The following is a 22,359-nucleotide window of genomic DNA, read 5'->3' as shown; positions in this document are numbered from 1 at the left end:
CCATGCCCAACGCCCCGCGCTACTGCCCGCACTGCACCACGGAACTGGCCCGGGGCGTTCCCACAGGCGATACCCACGAACGCCTGCACTGCACCGGCTGCGGTTACATCCACTACATCAACCCGAAGATCATCGCGGGCTGCATCATTGAGCGCGAGGGCAAGTACTTGCTGTGCCAGCGTGCCATCCCGCCGCGCCCCGGCACCTGGACATTGCCGGCCGGCTTCATGGAGGCCGGCGAAACCACCGAGCAGGCAGCGCTGCGCGAGGTCTGGGAAGAAAGCGGCGTGCGCGCCGACATCGTTTCGCCCTACTCGATCTTCAGCGTGCCGAAAATCAGCGAGGTGTACATCATCTTCCGCGCCATCGCCACTGAAGAGACCGGCCAGTATGGCCCGGAAACCCTGGCGTACAAGTTCTTCGAACCGGATGAAATTCCTTGGGACGAGATCTATTATCCGGCGATCCGGCAGATTCTCGAGCGTTACATCCTGGAACGGCAGGCCGGGGTTTACGGCATTTACATGGGTAATGACGATACCGGCAAAGTGCACTTCATGCGCTAGCCTGCGCCGGCCGTGAAGGCGCGGCTTGCGCCGCGCAAGGGCCGGTACCGGCAACACGAAAACACTCGCCAAGCGGCTATTCTCGGTGCACCCTAATGGCCTTGAGCAAACGGACCGGCAGCGTATATGGCGAAATGGCTAGACGGCGGCGGCTTGATGGCAGAGCGCATCCGCCATCACGACTGGACAAACACTTCCCTGGGGCCCCTCCCCACCTGGCCCGACGCCCTGAAAACTACCCTGGCCCTGTGCCTGGCCTCGCGCTTTCCGCAGGCAGTGCTCTGGGGCCCGGAACTGCTTACCCTGCACAATGACGCCTTCTCCCAGATCCTCGGGCAGAAGCCACTGGCGCTTGGCAAGCCTTTCAGCGAAGTGTGGCAGGAAGCCTGGGCCGACATCAGCAGCATGGCCCGACGGGCTCTGGCTGGCGAAGCGGTTTATATCGAGGACTATTTGCTCACCATCGACCGCAATGGCGGGCCCGAACGCGCCTACTTCACCTTCTGCTACAGCCCTATCCGTGGCCACGACGGCCAGGTACTGGGCATGCTCGATACCGTCACCGAAACCACCGCCAACGTGCTGGCCAACCAGCGCCTGAAGTTCCTCGACGACCTTGGCCGCAGCATTGCCGATGCCACCGAACCGGACCAGGTGCTCGCCATCGCCACCCACCGGCTCCTCGAGCACCTGCAGTTGTCGAGTTGCGCCTACGCAGTCATGGATCCCGACGAGGACGGCTTCACCATTTGTGGCGACGCGGTAGCACCCGGCTCGCCGCACCTTGTCGGGCAATATCAGCTGCGCGACTTCGGCCACCTGGCAGTCAGCCGCCTGCGCAGCGGCCAGGCCCTGGTGATCAACGACAATCTACGCGAGCTGGCCCCTGAGGAAGCGGCCACCTTCCAGGCAATCGGCATCACCGCGACCATTTGCATGCCCCTGATCAAGGGCGGCCGGCTGACCGCGCTAATGGCCATTCACGATAAAGCACCACGGGCATGGACCCACTATGAGCAAGCGCTGATCAGCGAAGTCACCGAGCGCTGCTGGGCGCATATCCAGCGCGTACAGGCCAACGCCGAGGTTCGCGAAGCCATGGCGGCGCTGGAAGCGCTCAATGCCACCCTGGAGCACCGCGTGGAGGAGCGCACCACCCAGTTGCTGCACACCGAAGCCGTATTGCGCCAGGCGCACAAGCTGGAGGCGATCGGCCAGCTGACCGGCGGCGTGGCCCATGACTTCAACAACCTGCTGACCATCATTCGCTCGTCACTGCACTTTCTGCAACGCCCCAGCCTGGACGAAAAACGCCGCGAGCGCTATCTCAAGACCATGTCCGACACCGTTGACCGTGGCGCCAAGCTGACCGGCCAGCTGCTTGCATTTGCCCGCCGCCAGGCGTTGAGCCCGGAGGTGTTCGAGGCCGGGGCACGGCTGGAGGCCATGGCCGATATGCTCGACACCGCCACCGGTGCGCGCATCCAGATCGAATTGCAGCTGCCGCAGGCGCCCTGCCATATCCGCGCCGACCTCAGCCAGCTGGAAACCGCAGTGATCAACCTGATGCTCAATGGCCGCGATGCCATGGCCGGCGAAGGCACCCTGCAACTGCGCTTGCAAGCGGACCAGCCGCTACCCGGCCTGCGCGGCCATGCGCCGCAGCCAGGCCCGTTCGCGGCGATATCAGTGCGCGACAGCGGCGTCGGCATCGCCAACGAATTGCTGGAGCGCATTTTCGACCCGTTCTTCACCACCAAGGCGCCGGGCGAAGGCACCGGTCTTGGCTTGTCACAGGTGTTCGGCTTTGCCAAGCAGTCAGGGGGCGATGTGCAGGTTCACAGCATCCCCGGCCAGGGCACCACCTTCACCCTGTACCTGCCGCAGCAGGCGCCACCGGCAGACCACGCCGAAGACGCCACGGCGACCCGCCAGCAGCAGGCAGAGGGCGGCCGGCGACGGATACTGGTGGTAGAAGACAACCCGGACCTGGGCAACTTCACTGCGCAGATCCTGGAAGACCAGGGCTACCGGATCAGCTATGCGCGTTCGGCGGAAGAAGCGCTGGCACAGCTTACCGGCCCGGCGGGTGATTTTGATGCGGTGTTTTCCGATGTGATCATGCCCGGCATGGGCGGCCTGGCGCTGGCCCGTGAACTACGCCGTCAGCGTCCACAGTTGCCGATAATCCTGACCTCAGGGTACAGCGAGGCGGTTGCCGAAGGCGGGCATCAAGGGTTCGCCTTTCTGGCCAAGCCCTACTCGGCGGAACAATTGTGCCAGGTACTCGGCCAGGTGCTGGGCAGTTAAGCGTGGGGCGCGCTGCGTCCCTGTCAGACCGGCAACCACCTCCGAAGCCATTCATGACCGGTGAAATCAGTTGATCTGCCCGGCTATCAGCCCCAGGGCCACGGTAATCATCGCCACACCCGACACCCGCCCTACCAGCTTTGCCGCGCCCGGCCGAGTGCTCAGCACGGCCTTGGCGCCATAACCCACCAGCGAGTAGATCACCAGTGAGCTGCACAAGTGCACCAGCCCCAGCAGCAAGATCTGCACCGGCACCGGCCAACTGGACTGGGGGTCGGTGAACTGCGGCAGCAGGGCCAGGAACAGCAGGAAAACCTTGGGGTTCAGGCCACTGACGCAGAATCCCTTCAACGCCCAGCGCGAACCCGACTCCCCGACCCCGCCCTGCCCGGCTGACGGCAATACCGGGCTCAGCAACAGGTTGCCACCCAGCCACAGCAGGTAGCTACAGCCAGCCAGGGTAAGCAAGGTGAGCGCCAACGGGTGGCCCGCCAGCAGGCTACCGACCCCAGCCGCCACCACAAGGGTGGCGAGAAAGTGCCCCGACAACATCCCCGCCACCGCGGGCATCACCCAACGCCCGCGCATGCCTGCCGAGATGGCATAGGCCCAGTCTGCACCAGGGGTAATCACGAATAGCATCGACACAGCCCAGAACGCCGTCAGCACACTGATAGCCACTTGAATCTTCCTTATCTACTGCTTGGGGATGAGGAAAGATTACGGATTCCGCCTGGGGATTTTCTTTCGTATATTCCCCGCCAACATTCATTTACTGGAAGATTCTTGCCAATGGACAGAACTGACCGAAAAATCCTTGCCGAGCTGCAAAAAGACGGTCGGCTGTCGGTGACCGAACTGGCCGACCGCGTGGGGCTCAGCCTGTCCCCCTGCCATCGGCGCCTGAGGGCACTGGAAGAGTCCGGGGCGATTCTGGGCTATCACGCTCGCCTGGCACCGAGCGCCCTGGGGCTGAACTTTGCCGCGTTGGTGTTCGTCACCCTGCGCGAAGTCACCCGCCAGCCGGTGGCTGACTTTGAAGCGGCGTTGGCTGAGATCCCGCAGATTGTCGAAGCGCAGCGGTTGTTCGGTGACCCGGACTACCTGCTGCATGTGGTGGCCAAGGACCTGCCGGCGTTTCAGAAGCTGTACGACGAGCAACTGACCAGCATTCCCAATGTGAAGCGCTTGAGTTCCACCCTGGTGATGAAAGAGGTGATTCAAGACCGGCTACTGCCGATGTAGTTGTTTCCTCTCGGCCGGCCCCTTAGCGGCTAAATCCACCCCGATACACCACAGGTTCATGCTTGTAGGCGCAACTGTCTTGCTCAATTTCCAGGATCTCGCCCAATCCCTGTGGGAGCGGGCTTGTCCCGCGAACACGGGCAAAGCCCGTGCCAGGCACCGTGTTGAATTCTTCGCGGGCAAGCCCGCTCCCACAGGTACCCCGCAGGCCTGAGGCTGATGCAGTACTTGGAGAAACAACTGGCTTGCTCAACACCTGAAAACCGGCGCGATCATGGTGGAAGCAACTGATTTGCTCAATTTCCAGGATCTAGCCCAATCCTTGTGCGGCTTCAGCCGCGAAGGGGCCGCTACAGGCAACCTTTTCACCTGCACTGTAAACGTGCACACCGCACCACCCCAGCCCACCACAAACCTGCACGCCCCCAAGCAAACCCTTCTACCCCAAGCCTTCCGACCAACTGGCACCCTCCTTGCTACCGTCAACCGCTTAAGCTTTTGTCAGCCTTAGGTTTTTTAACGCTTATGGGTACATATTTACTAATTTCCCCTTACCCCAGCGCCCCGCATCATCGCTCCAACAAGAACGCGTCGCCCTTCGCCGGCACGCCCCCGGGCAGCTCCCTATGCCCTACCTTGCCTTGGAGTCAGTCATGACCAGTGCAGCCAATTCGGCACCCTTGATAGAAAAACACACCATCGGCTATGTGCCGCCGGAAGACCGCCATGGAAAGGTAAGGGATCTATTCACACTGTGGTTCGGCGGCAATATCGCGCCACTGCCCATCGTCACCGGCGCGCTAGGGGTGCAGTTGTTTCACCTGAACCTGGTATGGGGCATCGTCGCCATCCTCGTCGGTCACCTGGTCGGTGGCGTGCTGATGGCCTTGCACTCGGCCCAGGGCCCGCAGATGGGCATCCCGCAGATGATCCAGAGCCGCGCCCAGTTCGGCACCCTTGGTGCGCTGCTGGTGGTGGTGATCGCCGGGGTCATGTACATCGGCTTCTTCGCCTCCAACATCGTGCTTGCCGGCAAGTCGCTGCATGGCGTGGTCGACGCCGTACCCGTCCCGGTCGGCATCGTCATCGGTGCGCTGGGTTCGGGCATCATCGGCATCATCGGCTACCGCTTCATCCACGTACTCAACCGCATCGGCACCTGGGTGCTGGGCATCGGTATCGTGGTCGGGTTCGGCTACATCTTCACCCATGTGCAAAGCGACGACTTCCTCACCCGCGGCGGCTTCAACCTGGCCGGCTGGCTGGCCACCGTGTCGCTGGCGGCGCTGTGGCAAATCGCCTTTGCACCCTATGTGTCGGACTACTCGCGCTACCTGCCGGCAGACGTGAAAGTCAGCTCGACCTTCTGGACTACCTACCTGGGTTCAGCCCTGGGTTCAAGCCTGTCGTTCATCTTCGGCGCCGTGGCGGTGCTGGCAATCCCGGCCGGTATGGACACCATGGACGCGGTCAAGCTGGCCACCGGCACCCTCGGCCCGATCATGCTGGTGCTGTTCCTGCTCAGCGTCATCAGCCACAACGCCCTCAATCTGTATGGCGCAGTGCTGTCGATCATCACCCTGGTGCAGACCTTCGCCTACCGCTGGATTCCGACCGCCAAGAGCCGCGCGGTGCTGTCGCTGATCGTGCTGTCCGCCTGCTGCGTGGTGGCGGTGTTCGCCTCTGCAGACTTCATCGGCCATTTCGTCGACATGGTGCTGGTGCTGCTGGTGGTGCTGGTGCCATGGACGGCAATCAACCTGATCGACTTCTATGCCATTCACAAGGGCGACTATGACATTCAGTCGATCTTCCAGGTGGATGGCGGCGTCTACGGGCGTTACAACCCGCAGGCATTGATCGCCTATGCGATCGGCATCGTGGTGCAGATCCCGTTCATGAACACACCGCTGTACGTCGGGCCGATTTCCGAGCACATCAACGGGGCTGACCTGTCGTGGCTGGTGGGCCTGGCAGTGACCTCGCCGCTGTACTGGTGGCTGGCCAGCCGTGACAGCGCCTACCGCCGTCGGCAGACCAGTGCGAAGTTGGCCATGGGGCACTGATCGAATCGGTGCCGGCCTTTTCGCGGGTCAAGCCGCGAAAAGGCCGGCACAGGCACCGCATCAATCAGAGGTTGTACGCCCGCTCATTGTGCTCCGCCAGGTCCAGCCCCTGCTCTTCCTCTTCTCGGCTGGCCCGCAGCCCCACGGTCAGCTTGATGGCCCCGAGAATCGCCCAGCTCACCACGAAGCAATAGACAAAGGTAAACGCCACGCCCTTGAGCTGTATCAGCGCCTGCCCGAGCGGCGAGGCCCCTTCCACATATCCGCCCAGCGACGGCGCGGCAAACACACCGGTCAACACGGCCCCGATCATCCCGCCAACACCATGCAGCCCGAATACATCGAGGCTGTCGTCATACCCCAGCGCCTGCTTGAGCCGGGTCACGGCAAAGAAGCAGATCGCCCCAGTCAACAAGCCGATTACCATCGCGCCCAACGGCCCGACAAAAGCACAGGCTGGTGTGATTCCGACCAGTCCGGCCAGCGCGCCGGAAGCCGCACCCAGCGCTGTCGGTCGACCATGCATCACCTTTTCGGTCAACAACCAGCCGACAATCCCGGCACAGGCCGCCACCATGGTCGCCAGCATCACCACCCCTGCCCCTTGGTTGGCCGCAAGCCCTGAACCGACGTTGAAGCCGAACCAGCCCACCCACAACAACCCTGCCCCTACCAGGGTGAAACCGAGGTTGTGCGGCGGCATCGCCACCTGCGGGTAACCCTTGCGCTTACCCAGCATCAACGCCGCCGCCAGGGCTGCCACACCAGAGTTAATATGCACCGCCGTACCGCCAGCAAAGTCCAAGACACCCCAGTTGACCATCAATGCCCCCGGCCCGCCCCATACCATGTGGGCGATTGGCGCATACACCAGCACGAACCACGCCGCCATGAACAGCAGCGAAGCGCTGAACTTCATGCGTTCGGCAAACCCACCGGCAATCAGCGCCGGCGTGATGATCGCGAAGGTCAGCTGGAACACCGCGAACACGCCTTCGGGGATGGTGCCGACCAGGCTGTCATGGCCGATGTCCAGCATCAGGGCCTTGTCCAGCCCGCCGATGAAGCTGTTTACGGTGATCTGCCCTTCGACCATGCCGCTGGTATCGACCACTAGGCTGTAGCCGAACAGCACCCAGAGAATGCCGATGACACCGGCCACAGCGAACAGCTGGGTGAATACAGACAGAAAGTTCTTCGCCCGCACCATGCCGCCATAGAACAGCGCAAGGCCAGGGATGCACATCATCAACACGAACATCGCGGCGCAGATCATCCACGCGGTATTGCCGGTGTCCAGAGTGGGTTCGGCGGCGTGGGCCAATGGCGTCAACGCGAGCAGCACAACAGCAAGGGCATGCTTCATGGGTCACTCCTGTGCGAATGGGGGGCTGCTTCGCAGCCCCCCGAGGGTCAACTCAATACTGCGCCTGGCCCGGCACCCACGCGGTCCCTGCCAACGGCACCCGGGCCATGGCCGCCGCCTCGACGGTCAACGCCACCAAGTCCTCCGGATCAAGGTTGTGCAGATGCGACTTGCCACACGCCCGCGCCATGGTCTGCGCCTCCAGCACCAGTACCCGCAAGTAGTTGGCCAGCCGCCGCCCGGCTTCCTCCGGGTTCAACCGCTTGGCCAGCTCCGGGTCCTGAGTGGTAATCCCGGCCGGGTCGCGACCGTTCTGCCAGTCGTCATAGAACCCTGCCGCCGAACCGATCTTCTTCAGCTCGCTGTCCAGCCGCGGGTGGTTGTCGCCCAGGGCAATCAGCGCCGCCGTGCCAATCGCCACCGCATCCGCCCCCAAGGCCATGGCCTTGGCCACATCGGCACCGTTGCGGATACCCCCCGAGACGATCAGCTGCACCTTGCGGTGCATACCCATTTCCTGCAGCGCCTGCACCGCCTGGGGAATAGCCGGCAAGATCGGGATGCCAACGTGCTCGATGAACACCTCCTGGGTTGCAGCCGTACCACCCTGCATGCCATCGAGCACGATCACATCGGCACCCGCTTTCACCGCCAGCTTGACGTCGTAGTACGGGCGGCTGGCACCGATCTTCACGTAGATCGGTTTTTCCCAGTCGGTGATCTCGCGGATCTCGGCAATCTTGATGGCCAAGTCATCCGGGCCGGTCCAGTCCGGGTGGCGGCAGGCACTGCGCTGGTCTACGCCGATCGGCAAGGTACGCATGCCGGCCACCCGCTCGGTCACTTTCATGCCCAGCAGCATGCCGCCACCGCCCGGCTTGGCACCCTGGCCAAGGACGATCTCGATGGCGTCGGCCTTGCGCAAGTCGTCGGGGTTCATGCCGTAGCGTGACGGCAGGTACTGGTACACCAGGTGCTGCGACTGGCCGCGCTCCTCCGGCGTCATGCCGCCGTCGCCGGTGGTGGTACTGGTACCAGCGATCGTCGCGCCACGGCCCAGGGCCTCCTTGGCGTTGGCCGACAGCGCGCCGAAGCTCATGCCGGCGATGGTCACCGGGATCTTCAGGTGGATCGGCTTTTTGGCAAAGCGGTTACCCAGCACCACGTCGGTACCGCACTTCTCGCGGTAGCCTTCCAGCGGGTAGCGCGACACGCTGGCACCGAGCAGCAGCAGGTCGTCAAAGTGCGGCACGCGGCGCTTGGTGCCGCCGCCGCGGATGTCATAGATGCCGGTTTCGGCGGCACGCTGGATTTCCTGGATGGTCAGGCGGTCGAAGGTGGCCGACTCACGCAGTACCGGGGGGAATTGCTCGCTCATGGGAATGCTCCTGGATCAGTACGCGCTGGCGTTGTCGACTTTGAAGTTGTACAGCTGGCGGGCCGAGCCGTAGCGTTTGAAATCGGCGGCCTTGTGCGTCAGGCCGGCCTTGTCCAATAGCGCCTGCAACTCTTGCAGGTGCTCGGCGCGCATCTCTTTCTCGATGCAGTCCGAACCCAGCGACTGCACTGAGCCCTTGACGTAGATACGCACCTCGTACAGCGAATCGCCCAGCGCATCGCCGGCATCACCGCAGACCACCAGGCGCCCGGCCTGGCCCATGAAGCAGCTCATATGGCCGATGCTGCCGCCCACCACAATATCCACGCCCTTCATCGAGATGCCACAGCGCGCACCGGCATCACCCTCGATCACCAGCAGCCCGCCATGGGCAGTCGCGCCAGCGGCCTGCGAAGCGCTGCCCTTGACCCGTACCGAACCGGACATCATGTTCTCGGCCACGCCGACACCCACGTTGCCATGCACCGTGACGCTGGCCTGCTGGTTCATGCCGGCACAGTAGTAGCCAGCGTGGCCTTCGATATCCACGGCCACCTCAGCATTAATGCCCACGGCCAGGTTGTGCTTGCCGTCAGGGTGAGTCACCCGCCATTCGTGATCTTGCACCTCGCCGTGCAAAGACTCGTTCAGGACACGCACCGAAGTGCTGGAAAGGTCAATCGTCTTCATAAGGTTCTCCAGGGGTTCGGTGGGAAGTCAGGCGCTTTCGCGCTCCCAGACGTACAAGGTGGCCGGCGCCGGCTCCCAGACCTTGGCGTGCTCGATGCCCGGCAGGCCGGCCAGGGCCTGGTACTCCGAGGCCATCGCCACATAGTCGTCGGTCTCGGCCAGCACGGCCGGCTTGCAGGCAATCGGGTCGCGAATCACGGCAAAGCCATTGCGAGTGCCGATGGCGAAAGTGAAGAAGCCGTCCAGGTCCTCCAGCGCGCCGTCCAGGGCCTGGGCCAGGCTGTCGCCCTGCTGCAGGCGCCAGGTCAGGTAGCCGGCGGCCACTTCAGTGTCGTTGTCGGTTTCGAAACTGATGCCTTCGCGCTTGAGCACCTGGCGCAGGCGGAAGTGGTTGGACAGCGACCCGTTGTGCACCAGGCACAGGTCGGCGCCGGTGGAAAACGGGTGGCTGCCTTCCATGGTCACGGCACTTTCGGTGGCCATGCGGGTATGGCCGATGATGTGGCTACCCTTCATGCTCGCCAGGCCGAAGCGGCTGGAAATTTCTGCCGGCAGGCCCATGCCCTTGAGAATTTCGATGCTCTGGCCGGCGCTCATGATGCGTACGTCCGGCGCCAGTTCGCTCAAGGCCTGGCGCGCTGCGGCCTCGCCGGTATGTACTTTCAGCACCGCGGCGCTGGCATTCTGGAACCAGTCCAGCGAGCAGCCCAGGCGCCCTTCCAACTGGCCCATCAAGCGGGTCCAGGGGTAGTCGGGATCCGTGGCTTGCAGGGTCAGCTTGACCCAGCCATCGGCCACTTCATCGCCGTAGATGGCAAAACCGGCGCTGTCCGGGCCTCGGTCGGTCATGGCTTCGAGCATGGGTTCGAAGAGCTTGCCAAGCTGGGCTTCCAGCTCAGGCTTCTTCAGGTAAAGACCTACGATTCCACACATGGTGATGCTCCTTCTAGGCAGTGGGTGGCCGCCGCGTACGCGGCTACCCAGGGATAGGGTTGGCGGTCAGAAGAACTCGGTGTAGCGCTGGATCTCCCAGTCGGAGACATGGCGGCAGTACTCCACCCACTCCATGCGCTTGAGCTTGATGAACTCGTCGACGATCTCGGCGCCGAGGACCTCGCGGAACAGCGGGTCCGCCTCCAGGGCATCGGCGGCTTCCTTCAACGACTGCGGCAGGGTCTTGATCCCGCGCGCGGCGATCTCCTCCAGGCTCAGGTTGTAGAGGTTCTCGTTGCACATCTCGCCCGGCTCCAGCTGGCGGTCGATACCATCCAGGCCGGCTGCGATGATCGCGGCGGTGACCAGATACGGGTTGCAGCCGGCGTCCGGCAGGCGGAACTCCAGGCGGCCATAGGGAATGCGCACCATCGCCGAGCGGTTGTTGGCACCGTAGGCGACGAACGCCGGAGCCCAGGTGGCTCCAGACAGCGAGCGGCCAACCACCAGGCGTTTGTAGGAGTTCACCGTCGGTGCAGCGAAGGCGCACAGCGCCGGCCCATGGGCCAACAGGCCTGCGGCAAAGTGATAGGCCAGTTTTGACAGGCCCATGCCACTGCTGTCCGACGGGTCGTGGAACAGGTTCTTGTTGCTACTGCTGGCCAGTGACAGGTGGAAGTGCATGCCATTGCCGGCGCGCTTGGGGTCGGGCTTGGGCATGAACGAGCAGATCATCCCCAGGTCATTGGCGATCTCGCCGGCGGCCATGCGGAAGAATGTGAAGCGGTCGGCCGACTCCATGGCGTCGCTGTAGGTGTAGTTGATTTCGAACTGGCCGTTGGCGTCTTCGTGGTCGATCTGGTAGATGTCGAAGCCCACTGGTTGCAACGCTTCGGTCAGGCGTTCCAGGAACAGGCGCGAGCGTGAAAGGCCTTTGTAGTCGTAGCAAGGCTTGTCGAGGTTGTCGGAAGCGTCTACCAGCTGCAGCTTGCCGCCCTCGTCGCGGCGGAACAGGCTGAACTCGGGCTCGAGGCCGGTGTTCAGGGTCCACCCCTTGTCAGCCAGGCGCTGCACCTGCTGCTGCAACACAAAGCGGCTGTCGTAGGGCCAAGGCTGGCCGTTGACGTGGCCCACGCAAACCACCCGGCCATAACCGGGTTGCCATGGCACCGGAATCAAGGTCGACAGGTCGCCGCGTGCCATGAAGTCCGGGCCGTGCGGCTCCATGCCCATGCCGCAGATGGCGAACCCGGCAAAACCGGCGCCCTCCTCGGCGACCATTTTCAGGCCCGAGACCGGCACCGACTTGGTCTTCGCCGAGCCATGGATATCGACGAACTGTGCCAGCACGTACTTGATACCGTGCTGGTCGAGGGTGCGCTGGGTGTCTGCTGGCAACATGGGGTGAACACTCCTGGGTGAGGGGCAATGATTCCGCTTGGGAAACTTACTTTCCTCACAGGAATGCAATGCGCTTGCCAACTTCGTCCTGGGTGCGCGTTCGGTGCTGCCTGGCCTGGGCTCTTTGCGGTTGAACCAGCGCCCCCGCAGGCAGTGCAGGCCCCTGCAGGCGCGGGTTTACCCGCGATGAGTCCAGCCTGGGTAACACAAAATCCAGACAGGTTTTTATGCTCGGGTTATGGGAAACTTGTTTTCGTGCGAGGAAAGCCACAGCAGATGCCAATGCATTGCGCACTTTCCCAGTGCGAAATCTTTATTCTTGAACTGAAACCGTGCAGGACCTTCGATGTCGACCGAAACCGAACCGCGCCTTCGCCTGGAGCAATACCTGGGCCTGCAGATCAAGCGCCAGCGCCAGGCCCAATCCCTCAAGCTGGCTGATGTAGCCCGCATCGCCGGCATCAGCCAAGGCATGTTGAGCAAGATCGAGAATGCGCAGGTATCCACCAGCCTCGAAACCCTGAGCCGCCTGTGCGATGTGCTCGGCATGCCGATGGCCAAGCTGTTCAGCCAGTACGACCAGCCCGATGGCAATGCCCTGCTGGTAAAAGCAGGTGAAGGCCTGGAAGTGGTCCGCCGCGGCACCGAGAAAGGCCACACCTACCATTTGCTCAATCACGCCAGGGGGCCGAAGAAGAATTTCGAGGCTTATATGGTGAGCATGGACGACGCCAGCGAGGAGTTTCCAACCTTCGCCCACCCAGGCACCGAGTTCCTCCATTTGCTGGAGGGTGAACTGGTGTACCGGCACGGCAACCAGCTCTACCACATGCACGCCGGCGACAGCCTGACCTTCGATGGCGAAACCCCGCACGGCCCTGAGCGGCTGGTGCAGGTGCCGATCCGCCTGCTGTCGATCATGAACTACGGCGACGAGTGACGCGGCGCTGCAAGGCAACATCCGATGTCGTGAACAGACAAGCACACGGCGCCCGCAATCGGCTTTGAACCCTGTATACAAAGATAATACACACATCGATTAGCCCCGCGCCGTGGGCTGATCGGTGTGGTATTCGCGAGTAAAACAGCCTCGCTTCACAATTCCAACGCTGTGGCGCCCTTTTGCACCGGGCAATTCGTCCGGGCTCATAACGATAAAACTCCCAGTATTAGAGACCTGCGTAGCGCAACCGGGAGTGTATGCGCGCGCCACCTTGTGAAGACTTGACTGCCATGATCGCGACTTCAATCCCTGTAGCCGGTGCTGCCACCGGCCACCGTAACGCCCTGTGCGTTGCCCACATCGCCGCTGTACTGTTCGGCCTGACCGGTATTCTCGGTCACCTGATCGAGGCCGACGCCAGCATCATCACCTTCGGCCGCGCCACTTTCGCTTTCATCGCCCTGGGCTTCGTTGCCGGGCTCAAAGGCACGCGCCTGCTCGACGCACTGACCCTGCGCAACCTCCCGGTTCTGGGGTTGACCGGCGCCCTGCTGGCTACCCATTGGGTAACGTTCTTCATTGCGGTGAAAGTTGGCGGCGTTGCCGTGGCAACCTTGGGCTTTGCCAGCTTCCCGGCATTCATCGCCATGATTGAGCGCGGCGTGTTTGGCCAGCGCATCGGTGCCGTGCAAGGTTTGCTGTTGCTGATGGTCACCGCAGGCCTGGTGCTGGTGGTGCCAACCTTCGACCTGCTCGACAAGGGCACCATCGGCCTGCTCTGGGGGCTGGGTTCGGGCCTGGCGTTCGCCCTGCTGACTGTGGCCAACCGCCGTAACGGGTCGAGCATGAATGCCATGCAGGTGGCGTTCTGGCAGAACGTGGTGGTGGCTGTGCTGGTGGCGCCGTTTGCCTTTACGCACCTGGGTAATACCAGCCTGGGCGGCAGTGACTGGGTCAACCTGGCATTGCTGGGGGTGTTCTGCACCGGGCTGTCGCAGTTCCTGTTCGTGAAAAGCCTGGAGGGGCTGGAGGCGCGTACTGCCGGTATGATCATTGCGCTGGAGCCGGTGTACGCGATCATCGGGGCGTGGTGGTTGTTTGGTGACCAGCCAAGCCTGCGCATGGCTGCGGGTGCAGCGCTGATCGTGCTGGCGACCATTCTGGCGGCGGCGCGAAAGGCACCTGCCGAGCAAGGGGATACGAGCCGCTGCGCGCATTGATGCGCTTCGCTGTCGGGCAGGATCCGGTTTTTTGGTCTTGGCGCGTGTGACTGGAAACGGCGCAGACCTTCACTGACGCGGGGGCGCGAGGTACCTTTGCGCCCTACGACGGGTTACTTTGGTCTTGGCCAAAGTAAGTGATTGATAGCGTTCATGCGCTGAATCCATTTTAAGGCAGGTTACTGCTGTCCATGTAAGCTGAGACCGATACCACGATACGTATGAATTCGTAGGCTACAGCCCAGGGCGATGAGAACCTTGCGTAGATAGCTTAGCTGTACTTCCAGCACCTTAGTCCCAGGGTCGAAATGGATACCCCAGACCGCCTCGAACAGGGCAGATCTCGACACGATTTTCTCAGGATTTGCTATGAGAGCTTCCAATAGCCTGCATGAAGTCGCTTTGAGGATGATCCGCCTACCGCCGCAGCTAACCTCACGACGAGTAGGATCCAGATGGAGGTCTGAAAAGGCTACGTGAGCTACGTGACCTGCAGGAGCGGCAATTCTGTTCAAGATTCGCAATGTCTCGGAGGGTTGCAGGTCATTGACCTGCAACCAGGGAGGGATATTACTTGCCTGCGCCCGGCAAAGCATAAGCGATCACATAGTCGCCACGGTTTTCGTTGGAACCTGTACGGGTTGCCCCGCCCACGGTAACAACGATGTACTGCTTGCCGTCACGACCAATGTAGGACATTGGAGCGCCTTGACCACCAACCGGTAGACGACCGCGCCACAGTTCTTCACCCGTGTCGTTATCCAGGGCTCGGATGTAGTAATCCAGGGTGCCGTGGAAGAAGGTCAAACCGCCTTTGGTAACCAGCGGCCCGCCCATGGTGGGCATGCCAAGCGGCATGTAGACACCAGGCACGATGCCGTGCACGGGTGCATCCTGAATACTGCCCATCGGCACCTGCCATTTGGTTTCACCCGAGGTGAGGTCGATGGCAGTCATGGTGCCGAATGGGGGCTTGAAGCATGGCACGCCCAGCGGCGACACAAACATCGAACGTTCTACACCCCACGGCGTGCCCAGCTGCTCGGAGTATTCGCCTTCGGTCGTGGGTACCAAGCCAATGCGCTTGGCCTCATCCTGTTTGATGAAACGACCCCACTGAGCCATACGGATATCGTTGACGATCAGGGTACCGGTGGATGCATCAATTGCACCGCCGCCCCAGTTGAAGCCCCCATAGTAACCTGGGTATATCAGTGTGGCCTGGCCTTCAACCAGCGGCGTAAACTCCCCTTCCCAACGCATGCCTTTGAAATCGATTCGGCACATCAGCTGATCAAAGATCGTACCGCCCCACATGTCCGACTCTTTGAGGCGATCCGCTCCAACGGACAGCTGGGAGTAAGGCTGGGTCGGCGAAATCCGCATACCTGGGACGCCATCGGTTGCCACCTTGCGCTGCTCCACCGGGAACACCGGGGTGCCATCGCGTCGATCGAGAACGAAGATCTGCCCACGTTTGGTCATCGCAATCACAACCGGAGTCGTGTCACCCTTTTTGTTCGGGAGGTCGTACAGAATCGGTTGGGCGGACACGTCGTAGTCGAACATGTCGTTGTTAGCAGTTCGGAAGTGCCATTTATCGACACCGGTCTTCACGTCGATTGCAACGATCGAATCGTTGTATTCATCCGAGCCAGGCTTGCGATCACCGTTCCAGAAGTCCGGGGTCTGATTGCCTGTAGGAATGTAGGCCAACCCCAGCTTTGCATCATACGAGGCAGTACCCCAGAAGTTGGGCGACTCTGCAGGATAGTTTTCACCCGCAGGTAATGGCACGCCCCGCTTTGGGTTCAACGCCTCCCAAGCCCAGAGCAATTCGCCGGTGCGAACATTAAAGCCGCGCGTCACACCTGACGGTTCACCGGTCTTCAGGTTGTCGTTGATCTTACCACCGACAATGATCACGTCCCCGGCCACAAGCGGAGCCGAAGTCAGATAGTATGAGCCGTCGGTGTTCGGGCCAATGCCTTTGAGCAAATCAACGGTACCGTGATCACCAAAGCTATCGCAGGTCTTACCAGTATTCGCATCGAGCTCAATCAGGCGAGCATCCACTGTCGTCATGACGATACGGCGACGACATTCAGCAGGCTGAGCAGCTACCGATGGGTCATCTACCGTATCCCCGTTCGCTACGACAGCTTGAGCTTTGTCTACGTCGTAGTAGGCAAGTCCACGACACCGTTTCCAGGTACGGTTAGACGGTGTTTCCTGAATCACCGGGTCGTACTTCCACTTTTCAGCACCAGTGACAGGATCAAGTGCAAAGACTTTGTTGAGTGGCGTGCACAGGTAAACCGTGTCATCAACCTTGAGCGGTGTGCCCTGATACTCGGCGCCGTTAATTGCCATGTCGCCGGTACGGAAAGTCCACGCCACCTGCAGATCTTTGACGTTGGATTTGTTGATCTGGTCGAACTGAGCGAAACGCTCACCATGGGTATTGCGGCCATACGCTGTCCAATCATTACCGTCTGATTGACCTGCATCCGGCACGACCACTGGGGAGGTGTCGCCCTTCTTCGCCACTACAGTTGCATGTGGCTGGAACATACCGTAGCCAAAGCCAACCAGGCTGATGATGAGGAGCGAGCTGATAGCGGCGCGTGCCGGATTGCCCATCAGTCGATGATTACCCTCAAGCAGCGGCACGATCAGCACCAGTACCAATGCAATCACGATGAAGGTGATCAAGCGCGGTACAAGCTGCCAGAAATCAAAGCCAACTTCCCAGAATGCCCAGCACGCGGTAGCCACCAGCAACGCCAAGGAAATCCAGGTCGCAACGATCTTCTTTTTGACCAGGGTGAGACCAGTAGCCGCCATGGCTAGGCCAGCCAAGAGGTAGTACCAGCTGCCGCCCAGCGATATCAGTTTTGCTCCCCCAAAGGCGAGCCCTGCGCCAAGCAACGTCAACACGACACCGATGGCTATCGGTAAGACGCTCTTAAATCTCATGCGTTTTCCTACATTCACGCGAGGGGCCAGGCCCCTCAATCAAAAACCGTCCAAAGCGCTGCGCCAGACCCTCTCCCGAGGCTCCTTCCAAGCGTCCCTAAACCAGACTTTCGAACATCCATGCTCTATGAGAGCGCTCTCATCTGCACGCCGAACGACCCGCAGACTAGAGCACGTCACCGCAAATGAGAGCGCTCTCATTCGACGATCAAAAAACGGCGCTCTCCGAGCGCCGCCTACGAAACGGGCGCATGGTATGTCCTGTAACAAAGTGAGTCAATGTGACGCACATCAAAAGATGAGAATTATTTGCATCTCGGACAGTCACGGGGCTACCCGCTTAGCCTGAGCTTGGCCCAGTTGACTTTCGAGTTATGAGAGTGACCGGCATGTCCACACGGCGGGGATGGGTAGCATTGCCCGCCAACATCGCCTGCAAGGCCACAACAGCTGCCTGGGCCTGGGCATCTGTATCCTGCTTTAAAGTCGTCAGCGAGAAGAGGCTGTTTTCCGCATCAGGAATGTCATCAAAACCGACAACCGATACGTCAGATGGGACGCTTAACCCCATGCCCTTCAACCTGTCCAGAACACCCAAAGCGATGAAGTCGTTCGAGGCGAAGATGGCGCTTGGACGCTCATCCCGGGCAAACAGCGCATCCACTCCTCGCCTACCGAACGCGGCATTGTGCTCGCCTCTGATCAGGATCGGATTCAAACCAGCAGCCTTCATGATTTCACAGTAGAACCTTGCCCGGTCTTTGGAGGAAGGCTCGCGCCCCCCTGCCAGGTGAGCAATTCTTCGGTGCCCCAATGCGAACAGATGATCCATCGCAAGGCGCACTCCCGTCTGGTCATCGACCGCGATTGAGATGACTTTTTTGTGAGCGACCCGTTTGCTTCCAATAAAAACGCAAGGGAGCTTATCGGCGATCTCGCCAATGACCTTGGGATGATGCGGAGTACCCAGGAGGATCACCCCGGCTGCTCGAAGCGTCAGCAACCTTTCTATCTCGAAAGCTGCTGAATTACCTTCAACCGGCCGTAGGGAAGTGACAGGTTCGAAGCCCGCAGCCAGCAATCTCTTGTCGACCGACTGGGCCAACTGGATATGGAAAGCGTTGTTGGGGTCTCCGATCACCAACCCAACGATGGATGATCGGGCGGAGACTAAACTCCGAGCAGCCAGGTTCGGACGATACTCGAGCTCAGAAGCAATCTGATCGATCCGCTCACGCGTTTCAGGCCGAACACCAGGATCCCCTCGAAGCGCCCTCGACACCTGAGCACGTGACATCCCAGCAGCTTTAGCTACGTCATCAAGGGTAGTGAAAGGCTTTGCCATGATCTACAGACAGCTCCGAGCATGATGCCCGCAGGCTTCGTTGGTAGACGCGTAAGCCGAGAACTAGGCATAACAGTGTTCGGGCCGAGGATAACACACACCCTGAGCAAGGACTTAGCTGCGCATAGCTAGGCGGGCTTTTCCATTCCGTTTGTGGAAAATTGTTTTCCAAATCCGGCCCTTACATCCCCTGAACCGCGCGAATACATTGGGGTTTTATGTTGAGATGCTCGGATGACGCACAGAGAAGAAGACCTGAAGCCCGGCCTGACATTCACCATGCCGTTTTCTAATGTCCTCCACCTGCCCTTCCCGGACAAGGTAAGAGCTACTCGGTTGGCGGGTTTCCACGAACTTGCTATCCAACCACAGGAGGTGGCCAGGATCGCGGCATCCGGTCTTTCCATTCAGAACATGCGACTGATCGCTGAGGATAACGGGATCAAGATCAGCCGCCTGGATCCTCTCTGCACATGGAATCCTAATTGGCACCCCAATAACATGGATGACAGCTTCATCTCGGATCACTCGACTACTACCCTGGAATTTTTCGAGATCGCGAGCGAGCTTGGCTGCACCCACATGAGCTTGAACGCTACATTCACAGCCAATGCCTATGCACTGGATGAACTGGTCTCGCACTACGCCGAGATCTGCCGTCTGGCCCACGAGGAAGGCATAGTTTGCGACCTTGAACCTATCCCTATGTGGGGAGTGACGTCTCTTGAACAGGGCTGGGAGATCGTCGAGCGTGCCGGTGCCCCTAACGGCGGCCTTGTGCTCGATACGCTCCATTTCGTTCGCAGTGAATCCAAGCTCGAGACTCTGGCAACGATTCCAGGCAGCTCGATTCACTGCGTGCAGATCTGCGATGGCATCCATCCGTTGAAATCCGGCGTGACCCTGGAGGCCGATTGCTTTGAACGCATGTGGCCTGGCACCGGTAACTTCCCACTGGCAGACATTGTCTCCGGTCTGCACAAGATCGGTGGCCTGAATGATGTCGGGCCAGAGGTTTTCTCTGTGCTGAACCAAAATATGGCGACAGAGGACGTTGCCAGACTCTGCAAGCAGTCGCTTTTGGCGTATCCGGAGCTCAGGGCCTAACCACGGCTACTAGCTTTTCCGCCACTACACAGCAGAAAAAAATCCCGGCTCAATAGCCGGGATTTTTCCATCAGATTTGAGCCTCTACGCCCTGTTCTTCTGGTACACGTCTACGAACACGGCGGCCAGCAATACTGCCCCCTTAATCATTTGCTGGTAGTCAACGCCGATGCCCATGATCGACATGCCGTTGTTCAGCACCCCCATGATGAAGGCACCGATCACCACGCCCATTACCTTCCCTACCCCACCGGATGCCGAGGCTCCCCCGATGAATACGGCAGCAATGACGTCCAGCTCGAAACCGCTGCCGGCACGGGGCGTTGCGCTGTTCAGGCGTGCCGCGAAGATCAGGCCCGCCACAGCAGCCAGTACGCCCATGTTCACAAAGGTGAAGAAGGTCACTCGGGCGGTGTTGATACCGGAAAGCTTCGAGGCCTTCAGGTTACCGCCCACTGCGTAGATCCAACGCCCGATCACCGTCCGATTCATGATGAACGTGTACAGGCCGATGAGTGCACACATGATGACCAGTACGGTAGGAAGCCCTCGGTAAGTCGCCAACATGAAGCAGAAGGCGATGATGGCGCCACCCAGGATTCCATGTTTGAGCGCAAACAAAGACAGGGGCATAACCTCCCCACCAGCTTTGCTGACCCTCCTACGAGCACGCCATTCAATCCAAAGGAAGCACGCAACTACCAATACACCGAGCACCAGAGAGGTGACTTTGAGACCTTGGCCTTGGAAGGGGTCAGGCAGGAAGCCCGCGCTGAGGGCGACGAACTCTGCTGGGAATGGCCCAATCGATTGCCCTTCACCAATGGCGATGGTGGCCCCACGGAAGATCAGCATGCCGCCCAGTGTCACGATGAATGAGGGCATTCCCCAGAACGCCACCCAGTAGCCTTGCGCAGCACCTATGAGGCCGCCGATGAACAAGCAAAGCAGTGATACCGTGATGAAGTCGAACTGGTACTGCACCATCAACACAGCTGCTATCGAACCGATTACCCCAACGATGGAGCCAACTGATAAATCGATGTGACCGCAGACTATGACCATGAGCATGCCCAAGGCCATGACCACGATGTAGCTGTTCTGCAAGATCAGGTTGGTCAGGTTGAGAGGCTGGAGCAATGCGCCGCCCGTGGCGATTTGGAAGAATACGATGATGACGAGCAAAGAGCTCAACAACCCGTACTCGCGGGCGCCTCGTTTGATAGCAGGAAGCAAGCTCGGTTTTGCCGCCACAGGGGCGATGACATCAGTCATTGGATCACCTCATTTTTCATGATGGCGTGCATGATTCGCTCCTGAGACGCCTCTTTGATTGGGAACTCCCCGACGAACCGTCCCTCGTTCATCACATAGATCCGGTCGCAGGTGCCGAGCAGTTCGGGCATCTCCGAAGAGATCATGATCACAGTCTTGCCTTTCGCCACTACCTGGTTAACCACCCCATAGATCTCGTACTTGGCACCCACGTCGATACCCCTGGTGGGTTCATCCAAGATCAGGACTTCGGGGTCGGAGAACAGCCATTTCGCGAGCACCACCTTCTGTTGGTTGCCCCCAGAGAGACGCTCTACAGGCTGGCGAAGATCGGGGCTTCGAATGCGCAGGGTTTTCTTGTAACCATCACCAACACCAAGCTCCTCGGTCTCGTTGATGATCCACCGGCGTGCCAGGGATTTCAGGCTGGCCAGGCTTACGTTCCGACCAATACCATCGGCCAGCAATAGCCCGGCGCCCTTGCGATCTTCAGTGGCGTAGGCGATGCCGTTATCAATGGCTTCACGCACGCTGCGCACGCGAAGCTCCTGCCCATTCAGGCGAACGGTTCCTCGAATGTTCTTGCCGAAAGAACCACCAAAAATGCTCATTGCGAGTTCTGTACGACCAGAGCCCATGAGGCCTGCGATACCCACCACCTCACCTTTGCGAGCATAGAAACTCACGTTGCGAATGAAGTCCTCGCCCGGGCGCTCCGGATGCTCTACCGACCAGTTCTTCACCTCAAGCTGCTTCTCGCCGAGGTTTGGCTCTCTGCTCGGGTAACGGTCAGCCAGCTCACGACCAACCATTGCCTGGACGACTCGGTTTTCGCTCAACGGCGACTCACGACAGTCAATGACGTCGACCGTCGTCCCGTCCCGGATGACCGTAACCCCGTCCGCTACACGTGATATTTCGTTGAGCTTGTGGGAGATGATGATTGACGTGATGTCCTTCGCTTTCAGCTCGAGCATGAGCTCCAGAAGCCGCTCGCTATCCTTCTCATTGAGGCTGGCGGTAGGCTCATCAAGGATCAAAAGGCGAACGTCCTTGCCGAGCGCTTTTGCAATCTCGACGAGTTGCTGCTGTCCGATGCCCAGTTGGTTTACACGGGTCTGGGGCGAAACCTCCAGGCCTACTTTCTCCAGCAAAACCTTCGCTTTGCGATGTGCAAGCGACCAGTCGATAACTCCCCTGGTAGCAACTTCGTGGCCAAGGAAAAGGTTTTCAGTGATCGAGAGCATCGGCACAAGCGCAAGCTCCTGGTGGATGATGCAGATCCCCAAGGCCTCGCTGTCACGCAGGTCGCTGAACTGGCGTACCTCACCGTCAAAACTTATCGCCCCATCGTAACTTCCGGCAGGATAGACACCACTCAGGATCTTCATCAGGGTGGATTTCCCAGCGCCGTTCTCACCGCAAATGGCGTGGATTTCACCCTTGCCCACCTGAAGATTCACACTGGTGAGGGCTTTAACCTGACCAAAACTTTTTTGAATGCCGCGCATGTCAAGAAGATGAGGTGACATGGC

At 60.3% G+C, this 22,359-nt stretch carries 18 protein-coding genes; 7 read left to right on the top strand and 11 right to left on the bottom strand.

Annotated elements, in window-relative coordinates; all coding sequences use genetic code 11:
• Positions 1–2 precede the first annotated feature (2 nt).
• Together OO258_RS17965 and OO258_RS17960 are read left to right on the top strand one after the other, a co-directional pair.
• Complete coding sequence (locus OO258_RS17965; RefSeq protein WP_266031915.1) at positions 3–566, top strand: NUDIX hydrolase; 564 nt, start codon at positions 3–5, stop codon at positions 564–566.
• 126 nt (positions 567–692) lie between these two features.
• A complete protein-coding gene (locus OO258_RS17960) occupies positions 693–2,876 on the top strand; it encodes an ATP-binding protein (protein ID WP_266031914.1) in 2,184 nt (727 codons plus the stop codon).
• A 66-nt stretch (positions 2,877–2,942) separates the two neighbouring features.
• Here the strand turns inward: OO258_RS17960 and OO258_RS17955 are convergent, their stop codons facing one another.
• Positions 2,943–3,557, bottom strand: a complete 615-nt coding sequence (locus OO258_RS17955) for a LysE family translocator (RefSeq protein WP_266031913.1) — start codon at positions 3,555–3,557, stop codon at positions 2,943–2,945.
• 111 nt (positions 3,558–3,668) lie between these two features.
• Here OO258_RS17955 and OO258_RS17950 point away from each other — a divergent pair, with 111 nt between their 5' ends.
• Together OO258_RS17950 and OO258_RS17945 are read left to right on the top strand one after the other, a co-directional pair.
• Positions 3,669–4,121 carry an Lrp/AsnC family transcriptional regulator gene (locus OO258_RS17950; RefSeq protein WP_133972560.1) on the top strand — a complete coding sequence of 151 codons (453 nt, stop codon included), beginning with the start codon at positions 3,669–3,671 and terminating at the stop codon, positions 4,119–4,121.
• Positions 4,122–4,774: 653 nt separating this feature from the next.
• Positions 4,775–6,187: a purine-cytosine permease family protein gene (locus OO258_RS17945; RefSeq protein ID WP_110743166.1), complete on the top strand. Its 1,413-nt coding sequence runs from the start codon at positions 4,775–4,777 to the stop codon at positions 6,185–6,187.
• 64 nt (positions 6,188–6,251) lie between these two features.
• Here the strand turns inward: OO258_RS17945 and OO258_RS17940 are convergent, their stop codons facing one another.
• From OO258_RS17940 to glnT, 5 genes are all read right to left on the bottom strand, one after another.
• Positions 6,252–7,553, bottom strand: a complete 1,302-nt coding sequence (locus tag OO258_RS17940; RefSeq protein WP_266031912.1) for an ammonium transporter — start codon at positions 7,551–7,553, stop codon at positions 6,252–6,254.
• Positions 7,554–7,605: 52 nt separating this feature from the next.
• On the bottom strand, positions 7,606–8,931 hold the full coding sequence (locus OO258_RS17935; RefSeq protein ID WP_016715698.1) for an FMN-binding glutamate synthase family protein: 1,326 nt from the start codon (positions 8,929–8,931) through the stop codon (positions 7,606–7,608).
• Between the two features lie 15 nt (positions 8,932–8,946).
• The gene (locus tag OO258_RS17930; protein WP_110743169.1) at positions 8,947–9,621 is read right to left on the bottom strand and encodes a protein glxC; all 675 of its coding nucleotides are present in this window, start codon (positions 9,619–9,621) and stop codon (positions 8,947–8,949) included.
• A gap of 27 nt (positions 9,622–9,648) precedes the next feature.
• A complete protein-coding gene (locus OO258_RS17925) occupies positions 9,649–10,554 on the bottom strand; it encodes a class II glutamine amidotransferase (protein WP_110743170.1) in 906 nt (301 codons plus the stop codon).
• Between the two features lie 66 nt (positions 10,555–10,620).
• Entirely contained in the window at positions 10,621–11,955 is a 1,335-nt protein-coding gene (gene glnT, locus OO258_RS17920) for a type III glutamate--ammonia ligase (protein WP_110743171.1), read from the bottom strand.
• Between the two features lie 346 nt (positions 11,956–12,301).
• On the opposite strand from glnT, the gene OO258_RS17915 reads away from it, so the two are divergent.
• The gene (locus tag OO258_RS17915; protein ID WP_110743172.1) at positions 12,302–12,895 is read left to right on the top strand and encodes a helix-turn-helix domain-containing protein; all 594 of its coding nucleotides are present in this window, start codon (positions 12,302–12,304) and stop codon (positions 12,893–12,895) included.
• A gap of 293 nt (positions 12,896–13,188) precedes the next feature.
• Positions 13,189–14,118, top strand: coding sequence for a DMT family transporter (locus tag OO258_RS17910; protein ID WP_266031911.1), 930 nt, complete (start codon positions 13,189–13,191; stop codon positions 14,116–14,118).
• A 179-nt stretch (positions 14,119–14,297) separates the two neighbouring features.
• Here the strand turns inward: OO258_RS17910 and OO258_RS27720 are convergent, their stop codons facing one another.
• The 3 genes from OO258_RS27720 to OO258_RS17900 form a co-directional block, all read right to left on the bottom strand.
• Positions 14,298–14,714: a winged helix-turn-helix domain-containing protein gene (locus OO258_RS27720; protein WP_416309215.1), complete on the bottom strand. Its 417-nt coding sequence runs from the start codon at positions 14,712–14,714 to the stop codon at positions 14,298–14,300.
• A complete protein-coding gene (locus OO258_RS17905; RefSeq protein WP_266031910.1) occupies positions 14,689–17,097 on the bottom strand; it encodes a membrane-bound PQQ-dependent dehydrogenase, glucose/quinate/shikimate family in 2,409 nt (802 codons plus the stop codon). Before OO258_RS17905 ends, OO258_RS27720 begins: the two co-directional genes overlap by 26 nt.
• Before the next feature lie 340 nt (positions 17,098–17,437).
• Positions 17,438–18,442, bottom strand: a complete 1,005-nt coding sequence (locus OO258_RS17900) for a LacI family DNA-binding transcriptional regulator (protein ID WP_266031909.1) — start codon at positions 18,440–18,442, stop codon at positions 17,438–17,440.
• A 234-nt stretch (positions 18,443–18,676) separates the two neighbouring features.
• Here OO258_RS17900 and OO258_RS17895 point away from each other — a divergent pair, with 234 nt between their 5' ends.
• Positions 18,677–19,549 carry a sugar phosphate isomerase/epimerase family protein gene (locus OO258_RS17895; RefSeq protein WP_266031908.1) on the top strand — a complete coding sequence of 291 codons (873 nt, stop codon included), beginning with the start codon at positions 18,677–18,679 and terminating at the stop codon, positions 19,547–19,549.
• An 84-nt stretch (positions 19,550–19,633) separates the two neighbouring features.
• Here OO258_RS17895 and mmsB read toward each other — a convergent pair whose 3' ends face one another.
• Positions 19,634–20,824: a multiple monosaccharide ABC transporter permease gene (mmsB, locus tag OO258_RS17890; RefSeq protein ID WP_266031907.1), complete on the bottom strand. Its 1,191-nt coding sequence runs from the start codon at positions 20,822–20,824 to the stop codon at positions 19,634–19,636.
• Complete coding sequence (mmsA, locus tag OO258_RS17885; RefSeq protein WP_266031906.1) at positions 20,821–22,356, bottom strand: multiple monosaccharide ABC transporter ATP-binding protein; 1,536 nt, start codon at positions 22,354–22,356, stop codon at positions 20,821–20,823. The genes mmsB and mmsA overlap by 4 nt, the downstream gene beginning before the upstream one ends.
• Between the last annotated feature and the right edge of the window lie 3 nt (positions 22,357–22,359).

The organism is Pseudomonas sp. DCB_BI (assembly GCF_026240995.1).
Classification (GTDB): Bacteria; Pseudomonadota; Gammaproteobacteria; order Pseudomonadales; family Pseudomonadaceae; genus Aquipseudomonas.
The sequence above is the reverse complement of the archived record's forward strand: the minus strand, read 5'-3'. Positions and strand labels throughout refer to the sequence as shown.

What these genes read in the sequence shown, in the direction of transcription:
- OO258_RS17965 (WP_266031915.1), top strand. Translation starts at nt 3, where the DNA reads ATGCCCAACGCCCCGCGCTACTGCCCGCACTGCACCACGGAACTGGCC.
- OO258_RS17960 (WP_266031914.1), top strand. Translation starts at nt 693, where the DNA reads ATGGCGAAATGGCTAGACGGCGGCGGCTTGATGGCAGAGCGCATCCGC.
- OO258_RS17950 (WP_133972560.1), top strand. Translation starts at nt 3,669, where the DNA reads ATGGACAGAACTGACCGAAAAATCCTTGCCGAGCTGCAAAAAGACGGT.
- OO258_RS17945 (WP_110743166.1), top strand. Translation starts at nt 4,775, where the DNA reads ATGACCAGTGCAGCCAATTCGGCACCCTTGATAGAAAAACACACCATC.
- OO258_RS17940 (WP_266031912.1), bottom strand. Translation starts at nt 7,553, where the DNA reads ATGAAGCATGCCCTTGCTGTTGTGCTGCTCGCGTTGACGCCATTGGCC.
- OO258_RS17935 (WP_016715698.1), bottom strand. Translation starts at nt 8,931, where the DNA reads ATGAGCGAGCAATTCCCCCCGGTACTGCGTGAGTCGGCCACCTTCGAC.
- OO258_RS17930 (WP_110743169.1), bottom strand. Translation starts at nt 9,621, where the DNA reads ATGAAGACGATTGACCTTTCCAGCACTTCGGTGCGTGTCCTGAACGAG.
- OO258_RS17925 (WP_110743170.1), bottom strand. Translation starts at nt 10,554, where the DNA reads ATGTGTGGAATCGTAGGTCTTTACCTGAAGAAGCCTGAGCTGGAAGCC.
- glnT (WP_110743171.1), bottom strand. Translation starts at nt 11,955, where the DNA reads ATGTTGCCAGCAGACACCCAGCGCACCCTCGACCAGCACGGTATCAAG.
- OO258_RS17915 (WP_110743172.1), top strand. Translation starts at nt 12,302, where the DNA reads ATGTCGACCGAAACCGAACCGCGCCTTCGCCTGGAGCAATACCTGGGC.
- OO258_RS17910 (WP_266031911.1), top strand. Translation starts at nt 13,189, where the DNA reads ATGATCGCGACTTCAATCCCTGTAGCCGGTGCTGCCACCGGCCACCGT.
- OO258_RS27720 (WP_416309215.1), bottom strand. Translation starts at nt 14,714, where the DNA reads ATGCTTTGCCGGGCGCAGGCAAGTAATATCCCTCCCTGGTTGCAGGTC.
- OO258_RS17905 (WP_266031910.1), bottom strand. Translation starts at nt 17,097, where the DNA reads ATGAGATTTAAGAGCGTCTTACCGATAGCCATCGGTGTCGTGTTGACG.
- OO258_RS17900 (WP_266031909.1), bottom strand. Translation starts at nt 18,442, where the DNA reads ATGGCAAAGCCTTTCACTACCCTTGATGACGTAGCTAAAGCTGCTGGG.
- OO258_RS17895 (WP_266031908.1), top strand. Translation starts at nt 18,677, where the DNA reads ATGACGCACAGAGAAGAAGACCTGAAGCCCGGCCTGACATTCACCATG.
- mmsB (WP_266031907.1), bottom strand. Translation starts at nt 20,824, where the DNA reads ATGACTGATGTCATCGCCCCTGTGGCGGCAAAACCGAGCTTGCTTCCT.
- mmsA (WP_266031906.1), bottom strand. Translation starts at nt 22,356, where the DNA reads ATGTCACCTCATCTTCTTGACATGCGCGGCATTCAAAAAAGTTTTGGT.